Below are 15,240 nucleotides of genomic sequence, written 5' to 3' on the forward strand. Positions count from 1 at the left end.
AGTTACTTTGGAAGCATCCCAAATGTTTAAGTCATATCAAACTCAGATGATTAATTGTCCGCAGCGAGCGTAACGGAGTGTAGACGCGTTAGCTCCGCGCCCCCTTAGGGGCGTGGCGTCAGCCATAGGGTAGCGAAGCAATTCCAAAAGTTTGCGATTGCTTCACTCCGCTTCGCAATGACAAACATATTTTTGCAAAATTGGGATGCTCCCGTTACTTTAGAGTTGAGCTACGCGTTCTATCCAATCACTTAAGTGAATATTCATCTTAAAAAAATGCAGGTTTTTTTCGATTTTTCTGAGTTGCAATATATATCGATGTAAAACTGGTTTAAATGGCATATTGTGTCTCATAACTCCTTCGCAGAGCCATTGATATTTTTCTGATTTTGTCTCAAGATTTTTTAAATTTAATAACTGTTTTTTCCAGTCATGATAATAAAACATATTAAAATAATGAATCGACACCATTTCATCAAAACTGTTTATTTGTGCTTGTTTAGATAAACGGTTATGTAATGGCAACGGGTAATTATAAGAAAAAGGTAAGTTAAATACGTTCTCTTCAAAGGAACATAAAGTAGCAGATAAGACTGATTGCTCAACATAATAATTTCCCTGAGTAGGGCTAAGCTTTAGGTACATTACTTTCTCAAAATTTTCCTTCCAAGCGCTAAAGATACCAGCACTTCTTCTCACAGCTACCAATCCAGCATTCCAGTATCCTCTAATTCTTTTGTTGCCAATAGGTGTGTTGACAAATATCTCACGCTTAACACCAACCACCTCATACAGTTTCTTCCAATACTCATCTTGAGGATCTTGACTCCCAGTAGAGCCAATACCTCTACCATACTCAGGACGTATAGCAACATTACAACCAGGTGGAAGTAAAAACTCTTTAGGCTCAGAGAAAAAGCATTTGTCACTATCTAGAAAGACAAGAATGTCTGCATCTATAGTTTGTTCTGCATAAGCGCAAACCAAAGGCTTATTTGCCAAATAGTAATCATGGAAATCTATATTTATGGGAAGTTGTTGATGAATAACTTTCAAGGTTTCAAATGCTTTCTGGGTTTGGATAGAGATCGGTTCACCTATTCTGGGATGGAAACTGTATATAGGTGTATCTTTTAAGTTGCCGCAATATTTACGAATACTTTCTGCTAAAAGTAGAGATTGACCTTCCAAACGACCAGGCTCTGTGCAAATTAAAAAAGCTATAGGTATTGACATCTTTTCTCCTTGATTATCGATTAGCTTATCCTGAATGAGCATATAGTTTTTTTAAGTTGCTTTTTCTTCTAATTCTCTCAAATTCAATAGCAGTTGATAGAGATGTTGAGATATAAATGCAACAATATGAACTAGCAGCCGACATAATGAAGTTGGTATCTGCCATACTAGCTACACTAAGAAATATAAGTAATTGAATATGCCAAATAAATTCTATTTGTTGAGTTGAACGTAACAGAATAACTGCTTTGATGAATACAATTACTAAACTAATTGCATACAGGAACAAACCTATAAAGCCTAAATTCAAAAACAATTCTAAATAACTGTTATGAGAGTTAAAGCCTGTTTCACGTAACCCAGACCATGTATTAATCATGATGTAGATACCAGCATCTGAACTCCAGAAAGCGTTATACCCGTAGCCTAGCCAAAGTTTTTCCATTCCCTTCTCAATAGCTAAAGTCCATATTGGTGTACGTCCGTTCAATTCAAGACTTTTTCCAAGAATATCAACTAAGATAGTTTCCAAATTACCTAAAATAAATAAAGCTGTACCTCCCACCAAAACGCATACTATGCCCAGAAAAATCACCCGCAGTTTATAGTGCTGTTTAACAAGCTGATAAAGAGGGATTAGTGACACTAACAGTAATATGTTGACTAAACTACCGGAACTGTGAGCTAGCATAATAAGGCTAACCGCAAGACCAAATCCGATCCAAGCAAACCAGTTTTGGCTTCGCTCTTTGAAAGCAGTCAGCAAAAAAAGGATGGCTGCTAGACTCATTGTGTAACCTAAAAAGTTTTTGTAAGGAAAAATACCTGTCCATCCTTCTTTATCTATTCCGTAACTTGGTATGACTAAAGCAAGTGCTAAACTTAAAATTGCTGCTATGCCAAACACCCAAGACAAGATTTTCATCTGCTCCTTAATGCTATAGCGAGTTGCAAAGTATGCCCCAAACATCAACATACGCAACAAACCGCCAATACCTTTTAAGGTCATGTTCTGATTGCCAGACCATAAAACAGAAGCCAGAGTAGTTCCAATAAAGAGCAACAGAGGTATATCTCTAGTAGCAACATAGGGTAAACGCTTCCATCGTAAAATAACCAAAATAGCAATAATTGGATAGCTTAAAGCATTCAGCAACGTGGTGAAAGGTGATGGTAGCTTAACACCCATGAAATACAGAAGCCAGATAACGGAAACTCCAAATTCTAAATTCCTCACCCAGCGATTCATCAATTGATTGTTCATTTGCATTTATTAGTAATTAAGATGATAAAAAATTACTAATATTCAGTGTTTTGATACCTCAGATTCCATCACAAGAGATTTAAAAAGAGATAAGTAGCGACGTGCTTGGATTTCCAAGGTAAATTCTTGTTCTGCTTTCTCACGGGCGCGGTAAGAAAGTTTCTGATGCCGCTCTGTGTTCTCTAGCACCCAAGCAATTCCACCAGCCAAATCTTCTATTTTATAAGGTTGAGCTAAGTAGCCATTTTTCTGGTGTTCAATCATATCTGGCATACCGCCAATGTCAAAAGCAACACAGGGTGTGCCACAGGCGACCGCCTCCAACACAGTATTTGGCAAATTATCCTGATCTGACGGTGCAATGAAAACATCTGCGGCTGAATATGCTAATGCTAAAGACAAATCATCCCCTAACATACCCAAATAATGAGACTTAAAACCGAAGTTAGTGGAACTTTCTGCCTTGGAAGAACCAAAAACAACCAATTCCAGTCTATCTTTCCACTCAGATTCATTCAATTCATGAAGTGCTGGTTGCAATAGGTGAAATCCCTTTCTTTTATCGCTGGTTGCTTGTAGTGCCCCAAAAAGAAGAAGCTGTTTATCTTGAGGCAAATTGAGTAGCGATCGAGCAACCTGTTTGTTGATTGGTTTATACTTTTGAGTATCAAGACCATAGGGAATCACCTCAACTCGCCTTTCCTTCAATAGAGAGCTTACTTTGACGCATTGAGCAAGCCAAGAGCTAGGAGTGACAATGGTTAAATTTAAGTTTTTCCATGCCTTGGCTTTACGCTCCCATATCCAACGAGATAAATCCCTGTCTCTACTGCTATTTAGTTGAGGACAAGCACCGCAAGATAATGTGTAGCGATCGCAGTCTTGATTGTAGTGGCATCCTCCAGTAAATGCCCACATATCGTGAAATGTCCAGACTATAGGTTTATTAAATTTAGCGATTGTTTCAATCTGGAGGTAACCAGCACTCACCCAATGTAAGTTAATGATATCTGGAGCAAGTCGAGCAATTTTAGAGTGGATTGTGTCTGGAAGCCATTGAGGTGAAAAAGTAGTACTGACGCGATTGTCGTAAAACTTTAAAGGTAGTTGATCTAAAACCAATCTCAAGCCAGTGACAACTTGTCCGATTCCAGATACAGCTCGTGAGCCAATGACTGCTTGATCGTCACTGTTTTTGACTTGCACTAGCATCTGAGAGTTAAAATTAATATCCTGAAGACCTTGATGCAGTCGATAAGTAGCACGAGCAGCTCCACCATAAATATCAGAATTGCTGAGTATCAGAGCCTTCATGGTTTAATAACTTCCATAAATGGGGAATTAGGTTTACGAACTTTTCCCTTGTTACTTGATTGCTAATTACTAAACTAAAGAATTACTTCATCATCTTGTTTATAATTTTTCTACTTTTGTTAAAAGCACGCCAAAGTATATTTGGCTGATACTGATAATGAGTCTTTTGGATGAAATAATCTGCTTGAACATGACGAATTACAAATGGTGGATGCTGTAAGGGTAAACATATTTTTTGTGTAGGAATATTAGAGAAAGGGCTGGTGCTATCTTTTGTGTTAGTAGCTTCTGAACCAAAACCAAGATTGGTAACTAAATTAACATCTGGAACGATAGAAAAACCATTATTAACCCAACAAGTCAATATCCACTGGTAATCCCAAGTACTAATTTTTTCCTTATAGGTTTCTTGAAACTTTTTGAACCAAAATTTCACAGTTTTAGGTTCTTCTAATATAAATTTAAGCCATTCACCATCTCGAATTTTTGGCCAAAGCTTCATTTCAATATCATAATGCTGCCAAGCTCGTCTCCATGACGCCCAGCCCCAAGTATTGGGGTAGCGGGAAAAGTAATAGCTATACTCTGTACGTTTACGCCCAAACTGGAAGTTGTTTCCAGAAATGAGCATTATCCGTTCGTCATGGCGATAATAATGTAGCAACTCTTCACAATATCTGAAAAAAGTGGGATGTGGCAAAGTATCATCTTCGAGAATAATTGCTTCTTCAACAGTCTCAAAAACCCAATCAAATCCGCTAGCTTCACGCTTCTTCATCCCCATATTTACGTCGGAATAGTTTTTCAAAACTTCACAGTCCCAATCAACGCGATCAATAATTGCTCGGGTGGCAGCGCACTTGTCTGCTTCACCAGGTCGATCTGTGCGAGGTCCATCTGCAATCACCAAAAGCTTAGGAGGTTTTGCTTGGCGAATTGCTTCAAATACTCTCTCCGTAGATTCAGTCCGCTTGAAAATGAGAAAAGCAACGGGCGTTTTTAGTTGAAAATTATGCATTAGTTTCACTTTATTTCAAAGAGCTTTACAGAAAAACTTCCCCAAAATTGGTACACATATATAGGGATCCAGAAACGGTTACATCCTATTTCTTTATTAGTGTACTTAAAATTATACAAATAATCATATTAATAAAGTTGATATGATTATTTGTATAATTTCAGATATATAATCTACAATAGCTTTTTATCTCGCATTTCACTTAATAGAATATTTTCTATAACCAGGAAATTATGAATAATAGAAAAAGCGAAATTTTAGTTACGTGTTTGGGTCAACGTATGAATCAATTGAGATTTTAATAATTTCAGGATTGCTCTTACAACTGTTTCAAATGATTTATGACACTTAAGGACTTCATGAAACAGTTCAAATCCAGCACCTATATCTCCTTTGGATAACATTTGGCTTGTTTTTTCAATAGACCATAGTGCATAATTTTTTCTGGCTTTATTCAATAGTTTGGCAGCAGTAGACTGAGGAAGATAATTGGGCAAGTAAGATTGGATAATTTCACTAGCCATCCGCATATCCTGCATAATTTGCTGAATCCGCTTTGGAGTTAACGACTCTAAAGGCTTGAAGCGATATAGCGCTAATGGTTCAGGCTCATATGCTACTGGATAGTGAGCAGCAATGCGAACCCACATTTCCCAATCCTCACCACAGCAAACGATTCGACGGTCAAAACCTCCTAGATGTTCATAAACACTACGACGAACTACTATTGATGGTGTAGCAATGCGTTGTTCTATAGCAATTTGCTCCAACCAATTACTTAAAACACCACTTTCAGGTTTTTCTAAGCGAGAAATAGTATGCCAATGTCCATCTGCATCTATGTAAATATGTCGGCAAAAGGCAGCACCTATCTCTGGATTGTGCTCAAAGACTTGTTGCATTTTCCGATAAAAACCATCCTGTACACAATCATCACCATGTAGCTGGTGAATCAATTGACCACGTGCTCTTTGCAAGCAAGTCTCGAAATTTCTAATAAAACCTACATTCTGCGGCTGTTGATAGAAACCTACTCGTCCACGACCTACTTCTTCAACAACTGCTTTTGGATCATCTTTGGTTGAATGATCGTCAATCACCTCGATTTGCATAATGTCAGGACCAGGGTCTTGGTCTAACACACTTTTTAGTGTTTGGCGCAGATAGTTGGCACTATTGTAATTGGGAATCATTACAGACCATAAAGGTCGCGGTGTTCCATTTAGTATTGATGAAATAGTTGCACGATTTTGATATTGATCATTCATATTATTTTAACTCCAGATTAAATTTTATAGTAATCTTTTTGTTATAATCCTTTGCGTAAAAAAAGGTAGTTGATTAACGCATTATGAAAAGAGATTTCATTTGATACTGAAAGATTTTGTGAGTGCTAGGATGAATAGCATTGCTTAAAAATGAGGCATAGGCGTAAGAAATTACGGTTGCAATTGCTGCACCAACTCCAGCGTAGGAAGGAATAAGGAATAAATTCAACAGCACATTGATAATTGCTCCCATAATAATCCTGTACATAGAAAGGTGAGCCAATCTCTCAGCATTAAACCAAGGTGATGTGGCAACCCCCATAAAGACGAACAATGCAGCCCAGATATGAATTGCCAAAATAGGTCCTGCTCCTGCATAAGCATTACCAAACAGCATAGAAGTTATTGTTCCTGACAAGAATGTCATCGGTAAGGCAATTGCTAGAGAAAGCAACACTAGTAGACGAAGTAATTGCCCTATGCGCCGATAGTACAAATCTTCATTTGTTTGCCTTGCTGTATAAATTGAGGGAGAGACTGAAGAAGTAATCGCTGTCGGAATAAAATACCAAACCTCAGAAATACGAGTGGCAGCTGAATAAATACCTACAGCATTATCCCCAAGCATTTGACCTAGCATAATTAAATCAATTTTCATGTAAATGAGAATGGCTAAACCGGAAAAAAGGTGAGGTAAACTTTCCTTGAGGAGAGCTTTAGCAAGAGGAAAACTCCAACGCCACACCCACAGTGAGTGACCCTTGACTTTGTAAGTGATCGCTAAACCCACAGCACCTAATCCAATCTCTGCCAAACTCGCCCAGGCGAAAGCAATCAATGATGCCTGCATCTTGAGTAAAGCAATTTTGATAAGAGTAATGATTACAAAAGCTGTATTTTTAGCAACTACTGTATACTTTGATTGCACTTGAGACTGAAACCAAAGGTCAATTGTGTCCAAAGCCTGAAAAATTCCTGCGGTTGCCAAAATCGCTACTAACCAGACAGTCGAGTTTTCATCCTGACGTATCAAACAGATGAAACCAACTGATAACAATACAGAGCCGACTCCACCAAGTAGTTTCAGCCAGAAAGTTGTCCCTAAAATTTGCTTCTTGTGCGATGAGTCTCTCACAAGATCGCGAACTACCACGTTGTCTAACCCTAAGGTGGCAAATGGACTGAACAGGGAGACAAAGGCAATTGCATAGTTTAAAAGACCATACTGCTGCACTCCTAAATAGCGTGCAATCCAGACTCCAACCAGAAGACCTACACCCATGCGAAGAATGCGGTCAGCAAATAGCCAACCTGTATTTGCAATAATCGCGCGTAGCCCAGAGTTAGATTTGAGAAGTGATAACTTCTGAATTTTGAACTTAGGTAGCATCAAATTTGTTGTAGTTTGTCAAAATCGTTGCTTTTTGAGCGTAAATACACAGCTAGCCTGTGCATTAGACATCCTCCTTTCGTATAAACCCTGATGTATTTATTTCTGTGAGTACAGAATTTCCAGGTGCAAAACCTGCCTCAGCCGAATCTTTCGTGTAATAGAAATAGCTGTCAGGTTCACGTTTCACATTCACCCCGTTAATCACCATGCCCAAAACATTTTGACCGGACTGATTCAAAAACTCTTTAGCCGCATTGGCACTGCCATAGTCACTTACCCCAGGACGAACTACTAATAAGATGCCGTCAGATAGCTTGCTTAAAACAGCAGCATCCGCTGTTCCTGCTAAGGTTGGGGTATCGAAAATGACGAAGTCGTATTCTTCTGCAAAAGAGGCGACTAATGCAGCCATCCGCTTGGAATCTAGCAGCGCTACTGGGTTAGGAGGCAAAACTCCAGAGGGAAGAACGTAGAGGTTGGGCATAACTTCCTGCACAGCTCTATCTATGGGAAGTTGCTCAACAATGACATTAGACAGACCCACTGCATTCGTCATCTCCCAGACATGATGCTGAACTGGATGACGCATATCCGCATCCACCAACAGTACCCGACACCCCACTTGAGCCATTGCCACAGCTAAATTTGCAGCCACCTCAGACTTTCCCTCTTTGGAGGCGGAACTCGTAACCACAATCGCTTTTGGCTTTTTATCCGAACTCAAGAACTTCAAGTTCGCTTGCAACATTTGGTACGCATCACCCACAGGAAAGTGAGGAATGTCCCTACCAATCACTTTGGGAAGAGAATTACTCTTTTTGCCACTCTTAGTTACTGAAGGAATAACACCCAGCAAGGTGTATTGGAATAATTCCCTCGCTTCTTTAACCGTCTTAACTGAGCGGTCGATTACATCTAAACTGAAGGCAGCAATTACACCAAGCAAGATACCAGCAACTGCTCCACCGCCGATAATCAGTTTTTTTTGAGAACCAGATGGTAGATCGGGTACCAAAGCAGCGGAGATGACACGAGCATTTCCAATATTTTGATTCTCTGCAACCCGGACTTCTTGCAGTCTCGTCAAAAGAGTTTCGTAAGTCGTTTGAGCAGCTTTGAGCCTCCGCTCAAGCTGTCGCTGTGTCTGTTCTAGCTGAGGCAAAATGTTTGCTCGTTCTTTGTAGGCAGATCTCTCATTAGAGAGTGTAGTAATTTGTCTTTCTAAACCGACGCGCTTTGCCTCAGAGCGAGCAAAATCTTCAATTAGCTTTTGTCGCAGTTCTCCAATCTGTAAATTACTTATACTAACTTGCTGTTTACTGCCAAGAACCTGCTCTGTCCGCTGTTGTAGCAAGCTCTTAAGAGCAGCAATTTTTTCTGACAAATTAATAATAGTAGGGTGTTCTGGCTGTAAACGAGTTTGCTCAACCGCAAGTTGGCTTTGAGCTTCCTGAAGCTGCTCCAGTAGTTTTTGAGTTCCTGGTATTTGACTCAACTGTGCAACGTTTACAGCTTGCTGGGAATTAATTTTCGCCTGATTCTGTAACTTTTGCGATTGAGCAGTAACATCAACTAGTTGAGCTTGGGCTTGAGAAATTTCCTCTTCTAACTTGGAAATCCTATTGACTGATGCAGTGGCTTCTTCTTGCAGAACGATTACTTTATTTTTCTCTTTGAATCTACGCAAAGCTGTCTCTGCTCTTCTTACGGCGTCTTCAGTATCGGGAAGCTGCTGCTTAATAAACTTGCCAGCTGAGGCAGTCTCAGCCCGATTCGCCTCTATATTATTCCTGATATAAATCTCGATAACTTTGTTGACGACTTCTGCAGCTAGGTTAGGATTTTTATCTGTATAGGAAATTTGCAGGATATCGGTTCCTTTTACACTTTCTGTCTTAAGTCTTTTAGTAAAATCTCGGATTTTAAGCTCTTTGCCTTTGTCATCTTTGAGAGCAAGTGAATGAATTGTTTCCTCAATAACTGGAACAGATGCAACTATTTTTGCCTGAGTATCTAACGGATTGTTTGTCAAACCCAAAGATTCAAGCCGTCCTATAGCTCCTATAGCTTCCCCCAACCCTGTTAGTGAGGAAGTTTGATTCGTCTTAATCAGGAGATTTGCCTCTGCCTTATATGTAGGTTTCAAGGAGAGTGCATTCAAGGATGCAAGGGTAACAACTGCTCCAAAAACTCCTGCCCCTGGTATCCAGCGTCGTTGCAGAACCTGCAAATATTTGTGAAAATCAATTTCTTCAAATTTTGATAGATCATTCATATTGGCAGATATTAATCCTAGTGATACATTCAATTGCGATCGCCCGTATACGCCCAACCAAGCTGAGTCCTGCGGACACGCTCTTGCAACGCTTGGTTCCCTGAACGAAGTTCAGGGGAGGCACTTTGTGCCTCGGGCGTAGGGCGCGCGGCTTGGGCGATCGCAACTGGCTCAACCTCGAAATCAGAAATCCTTGCTGTTATATCCAGCTTTCCGTGCGTGTCGGCGGGTAAACTCACTAACCGAAGGATTTCCTTCGAGATGCATGACACCCACTGCTTGTCGCCAAAGTTCTGGCAATGCTACTGATACGTGATAGATACAACCCTGCTTTTTGAGGTGATACCACTTTGGTTTATTACACTGCTCACACCAGAATGCTTCTAACCATTCACATTCTAGGGAAATTGCAGTCTTTTTCGCCATTAACATTAAGGCTTTTTGTCTGCTAATTCCCCGTTGCTGTAGTTGTTCAGCCCGATCACTAAACAATGGATACTTTTGACTTATGCTGTTGAGATGGCATTGATGAGTTGGACAATAAATAGCCCGTTGCTTTGAACGTTTGCGATTTCGCTCACACCTTTTGTGCAATTCGATCACCCTTAAATGTTTCTAATTTCAGTGACACTATCTCCGCAATTCGACCTTCTTATCAGTGGACGCACGACAAAAAAGGTTACGTTGGAGGGACTGAGATCGCAAAGACCATCGAAGCCCAACTCCGCGCATGAATAATGCGCTGTTGAATTACAATGACTCCTGATATGACAAGCCTAGGAATCATGTCTTCATTTTTTCTTTTTATATAAAAGTGTTGAGACAATTGTTTCTAGTGAATTGATTAAACAGCATCTATGATCTATTTATCATGCTCGTTTGCACTGACTAATAAGAGTAGTCTGTAGGTAGACGTAAATGTAAAAAACCCTGGGTAGATAGACGTGAAGATAAAAACCCTAGTATTAAATCAATTACACAAGAAACAAAGCGACTTAACTAAAAAATCAACAGAGTCTAAGGTAGAGCAAGACCCATAAGTTTACTTCTAAGAGACAGAATAACTTTGTGTCTCTAAGTAGTCATATAATTACCATTGTAAATTGACCTCTTGAAGCATTTAAGCTTCCCAGAAAAGAGAATCATTTACTTGTTGACTGCTTGTAACCCTGGTTGAAAGTGCTGTTGTTAATTACAGCCATATGTTTAACTTACAACACTTTACTGTGTTATCAACACCACTTTAATAAAAAATCAAATTTAATAACCGTGTTATTTACGTAGAATTTGACTCAGATGTATGCTAAACAGGCATTTGCTGTATTACGTCCTCAGTGATTTGACTGAATTTTATGTCAAAGAACTGTAAAGAACAATAAAAAAAAGGTTTTTACTGAATAGCAACAGTCAACTATCCCGCACCCTTGAGGAGTCGGATAGTTCTCGTGTAGGTTATGCTTCAAAAAAATTTTACAATTGCTTTATTTCTGAACCTTTGGATGCCTTCCTCTGGAAGCTTCAAAGGAGCTATTTTGCCCCAAAGCTTTTAGGGGCAGTTTGTTCTGGGAAGAACACAGTCACGCAAAACAACCGATGCTCCTAGTTCTTAGCTCCACAAGGGGCGATGTTGCAAAGCGTAACGTACGCGAATCGCCTTCTCAGGAAACCTTCGCTTCCAAAGACTTCAGCAACTCAGTATTTACACCAGACTCACGAGTTAAAGCAATTTTGCCGGTGCGAGCGATTTCTTTTAAGCCAAATTTTTGCAGCACTTGTACAATCGCCACCATTTTACCTGGATCTCCCACAACTTCGAGGGTAACAGAATCTTCTGCCACGTCCACGACTCTCGCCCGGAAAATTTGAGACAGTTCGACAATTTCTGAACGCGTGCTGCTGGTTGCATTCACTTTAAGCAACATCAATTCTCGTTCCACGCAAGGAACTTCCGTAACGTTCTGCACTTTCAAAACGTTGATCAGCTTATATAGTTGCTTGATGAGTTGTTCAATCACACGGTCATCACCAGGGACTACCATTGTAATCCGAGAAATACCTGATTTCTCAGCAGGACCAACGGCAAGGCTTTCTATGTTAAAGCCGCGACGGGCAAATAAGCTAGAAATACGGGAAAGAACTCCCGCTTCATCTTCGACAAGTACTGATAAGGTATGTTTCATCGTCGCCAACACAGGCTAGAGAAAGTAAGTTATAAATAACAGAGATATTCAGTGTGTAGTCGAGCTACATGCACTGTTGCATTCATACCTGTTACCCTCCGGGTATCTCCTGCGGAGACGCTACGCGAACGCAGTCGCCTAGGTCGGGAGAACGCCAGGTGCTACAACGGGGCGGCACGTTATGTTCCCCCGCTTCCCCCCAAAAGCTGCCTTGGGAACCCCCCTTCGGGTTCGCCAGATGCCTACGGAGGGAAACCCTCCTGCAGCACTGGTCTCACCGCAACGCACTGGCTCCCCTCCTGCAGCGCTGTCTCACCTCACCCCGCCCTGACGGGCACCCCTCTCCTTATAAAGGAGAGGGGATAGGGTGAAGTTTTTGAACACAACTTGGTATGACCCCTTATTGTACCTGAGATTGGAGTCGAAATAAGTCTTCTTGTGTATTACAGTTAAAAAACATTTCTGGATCTGGTAAAGGCAAAGCTTGCACGGGATGTTGCTTCAGCCACTCCTGAAACGATCGCCCCCCTTGATTAATATACTCCACCAAACTTGGTAAACAGCGACGGCGATAAAAACCGCACAGTGGTTCCCATCCTTTAGCTTGAGGAACTAGAGCAGCGATAGCCTCACCCTCCACACTATCTAATGTCGCCGCCCATTCTTGCAACACCTCAACGCGCAACTTAGGTAAATCGCAAGCTAGCAGCAGCACCCAATCTGTTTGTATATACGCTAGTGCTTGAGCAAATCCAATAATTGGTCCGTGAGGTAGTTTTTCACTGCCAGTTTCACCAAACAAAGGCACTTCTTTGATAAACTGAACTGTAGATGGTAACAAACGTTGATAGCGTTCTTGCCAGGGTGTGACTACATACAGTGTATCAGCACAACTTTCAGCAATTCGACAAACCAATTGCAACAGAGGTACGCCTTGAATGGGAATCAATGCTTTATCCCGTCCCATGCGAGAACTTTTTCCGCCTGCTAAGACTATGCTTGAAAGGTGCATTCACTTACCTGATAACTGATAACTGATAACTGATAACTGAAAATGCTCTAAGCTGTAATAAATAGTCAGATTGCCAGCAGCGTAAAAATCAGTCCTGTCTCGCCACAACCATTCCAAGCATTTGAAAAGTAGAATTATTTGCTCTAAATGCAGTTCTGTTTCTAAGGGAGGTTCGTTGCTATATAAATCACTTGGAGGAAGGATAACATCTTCTGGGATGTCTTGAGGAAAATCTAGTTCCTTGGCGAGGGACATGGCTTGTATGGTATCAGCTATTTATGGGTTTATTTTAACGCTGTCATGGTGGGGCGTTACTTATTGCTATGTAGCTACCTATTCACCTTGAAGTGTATACTAACGTTTGACGATAGTAACGCATAGCGATAGTATTGTGATTGTTAGTTTTAAATCTGAAGAGACAAAGCTTATCTTTGAGGGCTTTACATCTTCTCAATATCCGTCCAATATCCAAAAAACTGCTTTACGAAAACTGCTTATCCTTGACGCAGCAACATCCATTAACGATTTGCGCCTTCCACCTGGTAATCGTTTAGAAAAGCTAGTTGGCGACAGAAAAGGACAGTACAGTATTCGTATTAACGATCAATGGCGAATCTGCTTTGTTTGGACAGATGAGAACAATGCTTTGGAAGTTGAAATAGTAGATTACCACTGACGCATACAAATAATCATGAACAACAACCGTCTGCCAAATATCCACCCTGGCGAAATCCTGCAGCTAGAATTTTTAGAGCCACTCAATATCACCCCTTATCGATTGAGCAAAGATATAGGTGTAGCTCAGACACGAATTAGTGAAATTTTATCTGGAAAACGCAGTATTACAGCAGACACAGCTTTGCGTTTATCTCGCTATTTTGGTAACAGCGCTCAGTTTTGGTTGAATTTACAAACGCAATACGATTTGCGTCAAGCTCTTGAAGAGAATGCAGAGGTTTACAATCAAATTCCTAAACTTCCGTTGAATGATGTAGCTTGATACCAAATTATATTACCTTGATTTGGTGATGTGTACTGCTCGTGATAGTCTAAGGGGTACAGAAAGAATGACCACTCTATAAATTCTTGCCATCGCCCCACTTTTGTCGAATCAGTTGTGTTAAATGATTACGAATGAACTTTTCAAACTCAGGCTTGCTTTTGTAGTTCCATGATAAGCCTTCTTGCGGAAATCTTTTCTTGAATCCTAGAACTTTGCTTCACTGCAGTGCTTCTTCTTCTGATTGAGGTGTATAAGCTTTCTTAGAGAAGTAGAACATAATCTCAGGACTACCATTCTTTTTCCAAGAATCATAAGCACAAAGAAATTCATGTTCTGTACCAGATTGAGCATCTGTGACAGGTGTGCCAAATCGCTTCCAAAAAATTCCTATCAAAATGTCGCAATTTTTAATATCTAATATAGGATCTATCAAACCTTGTGGTCCCTCTGGATGAAACCCTGGGTAAGTATCTGTCTCCCACCGGGAGAGTTCTAGGATTAAATGCTTGTCTGCGGCAATACCACGATTTAATTCATCAATTATATTGGGTAAAATATCTCTTTCAGGCTTCACATCATTGGGTGATGCCACAACAACTCGTAAAATACGTTTTTGTTCCATTGAATGATTCTTATTTTCGTAGCCGTTGATTGTTGCTTCTGATTGTATTAAAGTTGGCTTGTAGTATCGAGCGTGTTCTTGAATTGCTTCAAGTATTTGAAAGGCGTTATAGAGTGTATTTCCATTATTAGCGGCTACAAAACGGTCATCTTCTAAGAGTTTAATTAACTGTGGAATCGCGGCTTCTGATTTGATTTTTTTTATAGCAGATGGCGCACTAGAACGCACTGAGAAGTCTTCATCTTCTAAGAGTTTAATTAACTGTGGAATTGCCGCTTCTGATTTAATTTATCCTAAGGCATCTGTCGCACTAGAACGCACATAGTATTTTTCATCTTCTAATAATTTAATTAACTGTGGCACAGCCGTTTATGATTTGATTTCTCCTATGGCATCTGCCGCATTAAAACGCACTAAGAAGTCTTCATGTTCTAAGAGTTTAATTAACAGTGGAACCGGCGTTTATGATTTGATTTCTCCTATGGCATCTGCCGCATTAGAACGCACTAAGAAGTCTTCATGTTCTAAGAGTTTAATTAACTGTGGAACCGCCGCTGATGATTTGATTTCTCCTAAGGCATCTGCCGCACTAGAACGCACTGAGTAGTCTTCATCTTCTAAGAGTTTAATTAACTGTGGGATTGCCGTTTATGAT

The 15,240-nt window shown here is 40.2% G+C and carries 15 protein-coding genes and 1 pseudogene; 2 read left to right on the top strand and 14 right to left on the bottom strand.

Annotated elements, in window-relative coordinates; all coding sequences use genetic code 11:
• Window positions 1-219: 219 nt before the first annotated feature.
• The 11 genes and pseudogenes from DP114_RS04325 to DP114_RS04375 form a co-directional block, all read right to left on the bottom strand.
• Window positions 220-1,278, bottom strand: coding sequence for a hypothetical protein (locus DP114_RS04325; protein WP_246163046.1), 1,059 nt, complete (start codon window positions 1,276-1,278; stop codon window positions 220-222).
• Window positions 1,262-2,500: an O-antigen ligase family protein gene (locus DP114_RS04330; RefSeq protein WP_171975532.1), complete on the bottom strand. Its 1,239-nt coding sequence runs from the start codon at window positions 2,498-2,500 to the stop codon at window positions 1,262-1,264. The genes DP114_RS04325 and DP114_RS04330 overlap by 17 nt, the downstream gene beginning before the upstream one ends.
• A 42-nt stretch (window positions 2,501-2,542) precedes the next feature.
• The gene (locus tag DP114_RS04335; protein WP_171975533.1) at window positions 2,543-3,814 is read right to left on the bottom strand and encodes a glycosyltransferase family 4 protein; all 1,272 of its coding nucleotides are present in this window, start codon (window positions 3,812-3,814) and stop codon (window positions 2,543-2,545) included.
• Window positions 3,815-3,896: 82 nt separating this feature from the next.
• Window positions 3,897-4,832: a glycosyltransferase family protein gene (locus tag DP114_RS04340; protein WP_171975534.1), complete on the bottom strand. Its 936-nt coding sequence runs from the start codon at window positions 4,830-4,832 to the stop codon at window positions 3,897-3,899.
• 257 nt (window positions 4,833-5,089) lie between these two features.
• Window positions 5,090-6,100, bottom strand: a complete 1,011-nt coding sequence (locus DP114_RS04345; RefSeq protein ID WP_169264648.1) for a glycosyltransferase family 2 protein — start codon at window positions 6,098-6,100, stop codon at window positions 5,090-5,092.
• 73 nt (window positions 6,101-6,173) lie between these two features.
• Complete coding sequence (locus DP114_RS04350; RefSeq protein WP_171975535.1) at window positions 6,174-7,490, bottom strand: flippase; 1,317 nt, start codon at window positions 7,488-7,490, stop codon at window positions 6,174-6,176.
• Between the two features lie 64 nt (window positions 7,491-7,554).
• A complete protein-coding gene (locus tag DP114_RS04355) occupies window positions 7,555-9,768 on the bottom strand; it encodes a GumC family protein (protein WP_171975536.1) in 2,214 nt (737 codons plus the stop codon).
• A gap of 183 nt (window positions 9,769-9,951) precedes the next feature.
• Entirely contained in the window at window positions 9,952-10,362 is a 411-nt protein-coding gene (locus DP114_RS04360) for a hypothetical protein (RefSeq protein WP_169264645.1), read from the bottom strand.
• A 1,064-nt stretch (window positions 10,363-11,426) separates the two neighbouring features.
• Window positions 11,427-11,948, bottom strand: a complete 522-nt coding sequence (gene ilvN, locus DP114_RS04365) for an acetolactate synthase small subunit (protein WP_171975537.1) — start codon at window positions 11,946-11,948, stop codon at window positions 11,427-11,429.
• 400 nt (window positions 11,949-12,348) lie between these two features.
• A complete protein-coding gene (locus DP114_RS04370; RefSeq protein ID WP_171975538.1) occupies window positions 12,349-12,960 on the bottom strand; it encodes a molybdenum cofactor guanylyltransferase in 612 nt (203 codons plus the stop codon).
• A gap of 51 nt (window positions 12,961-13,011) precedes the next feature.
• Window positions 13,012-13,215, bottom strand: a pseudogene (locus DP114_RS04375) (Uma2 family endonuclease); the annotation flags it as partial.
• Between the two features lie 106 nt (window positions 13,216-13,321).
• Here DP114_RS04375 and DP114_RS04380 point away from each other — a divergent pair.
• On the top strand, window positions 13,322-13,636 hold the full coding sequence (locus DP114_RS04380) for a type II toxin-antitoxin system RelE/ParE family toxin (RefSeq protein ID WP_211178306.1): 315 nt from the start codon (window positions 13,322-13,324) through the stop codon (window positions 13,634-13,636).
• Window positions 13,637-13,651: 15 nt separating this feature from the next.
• The gene (locus DP114_RS04385; protein ID WP_169263656.1) at window positions 13,652-13,960 is read left to right on the top strand and encodes a HigA family addiction module antitoxin; all 309 of its coding nucleotides are present in this window, start codon (window positions 13,652-13,654) and stop codon (window positions 13,958-13,960) included.
• A 220-nt stretch (window positions 13,961-14,180) separates the two neighbouring features.
• On the opposite strand, the gene DP114_RS34675 is transcribed toward DP114_RS04385, so the two are convergent.
• The 3 genes from DP114_RS34675 to DP114_RS34685 all read right to left on the bottom strand — a co-directional run bounded on the left by DP114_RS34675 (window position 14,181) and on the right by DP114_RS34685 (window position 15,227).
• Window positions 14,181-14,873, bottom strand: coding sequence for a HEAT repeat domain-containing protein (locus tag DP114_RS34675; protein WP_305764696.1), 693 nt, complete (start codon window positions 14,871-14,873; stop codon window positions 14,181-14,183).
• A gap of 81 nt (window positions 14,874-14,954) precedes the next feature.
• Window positions 14,955-15,035 (bottom strand): HEAT repeat domain-containing protein, encoded by an 81-nt coding sequence (locus DP114_RS34680; RefSeq protein ID WP_318284513.1) that lies wholly within the window; start codon window positions 15,033-15,035, stop codon window positions 14,955-14,957.
• A 12-nt stretch (window positions 15,036-15,047) separates the two neighbouring features.
• On the bottom strand, window positions 15,048-15,227 hold the full coding sequence (locus tag DP114_RS34685; protein ID WP_256379388.1) for a HEAT repeat domain-containing protein: 180 nt from the start codon (window positions 15,225-15,227) through the stop codon (window positions 15,048-15,050).
• Between the last annotated feature and the right edge of the window lie 13 nt (window positions 15,228-15,240).

The organism is Brasilonema sennae CENA114 (assembly GCF_006968745.1).
GTDB classification, from domain to species: domain Bacteria; phylum Cyanobacteriota; class Cyanobacteriia; order Cyanobacteriales; family Nostocaceae; genus Brasilonema; species Brasilonema sennae.

What these genes read in the sequence shown, in the direction of transcription:
- DP114_RS04385 (WP_169263656.1), top strand. Translation starts at nt 13,652, where the DNA reads ATGAACAACAACCGTCTGCCAAATATCCACCCTGGCGAAATCCTGCAG.
- ilvN (WP_171975537.1), bottom strand. Translation starts at nt 11,948, where the DNA reads ATGAAACATACCTTATCAGTACTTGTCGAAGATGAAGCGGGAGTTCTT.
- DP114_RS04350 (WP_171975535.1), bottom strand. Translation starts at nt 7,490, where the DNA reads ATGCTACCTAAGTTCAAAATTCAGAAGTTATCACTTCTCAAATCTAAC.
- DP114_RS04355 (WP_171975536.1), bottom strand. Translation starts at nt 9,768, where the DNA reads ATGAATGATCTATCAAAATTTGAAGAAATTGATTTTCACAAATATTTG.
- DP114_RS04340 (WP_171975534.1), bottom strand. Translation starts at nt 4,832, where the DNA reads ATGCATAATTTTCAACTAAAAACGCCCGTTGCTTTTCTCATTTTCAAG.
- DP114_RS04325 (WP_246163046.1), bottom strand. Translation starts at nt 1,278, where the DNA reads ATGCTCATTCAGGATAAGCTAATCGATAATCAAGGAGAAAAGATGTCA.
- DP114_RS04330 (WP_171975532.1), bottom strand. Translation starts at nt 2,500, where the DNA reads ATGAACAATCAATTGATGAATCGCTGGGTGAGGAATTTAGAATTTGGA.
- DP114_RS04345 (WP_169264648.1), bottom strand. Translation starts at nt 6,100, where the DNA reads ATGAATGATCAATATCAAAATCGTGCAACTATTTCATCAATACTAAAT.
- DP114_RS04370 (WP_171975538.1), bottom strand. Translation starts at nt 12,960, where the DNA reads ATGCACCTTTCAAGCATAGTCTTAGCAGGCGGAAAAAGTTCTCGCATG.
- DP114_RS04335 (WP_171975533.1), bottom strand. Translation starts at nt 3,814, where the DNA reads ATGAAGGCTCTGATACTCAGCAATTCTGATATTTATGGTGGAGCTGCT.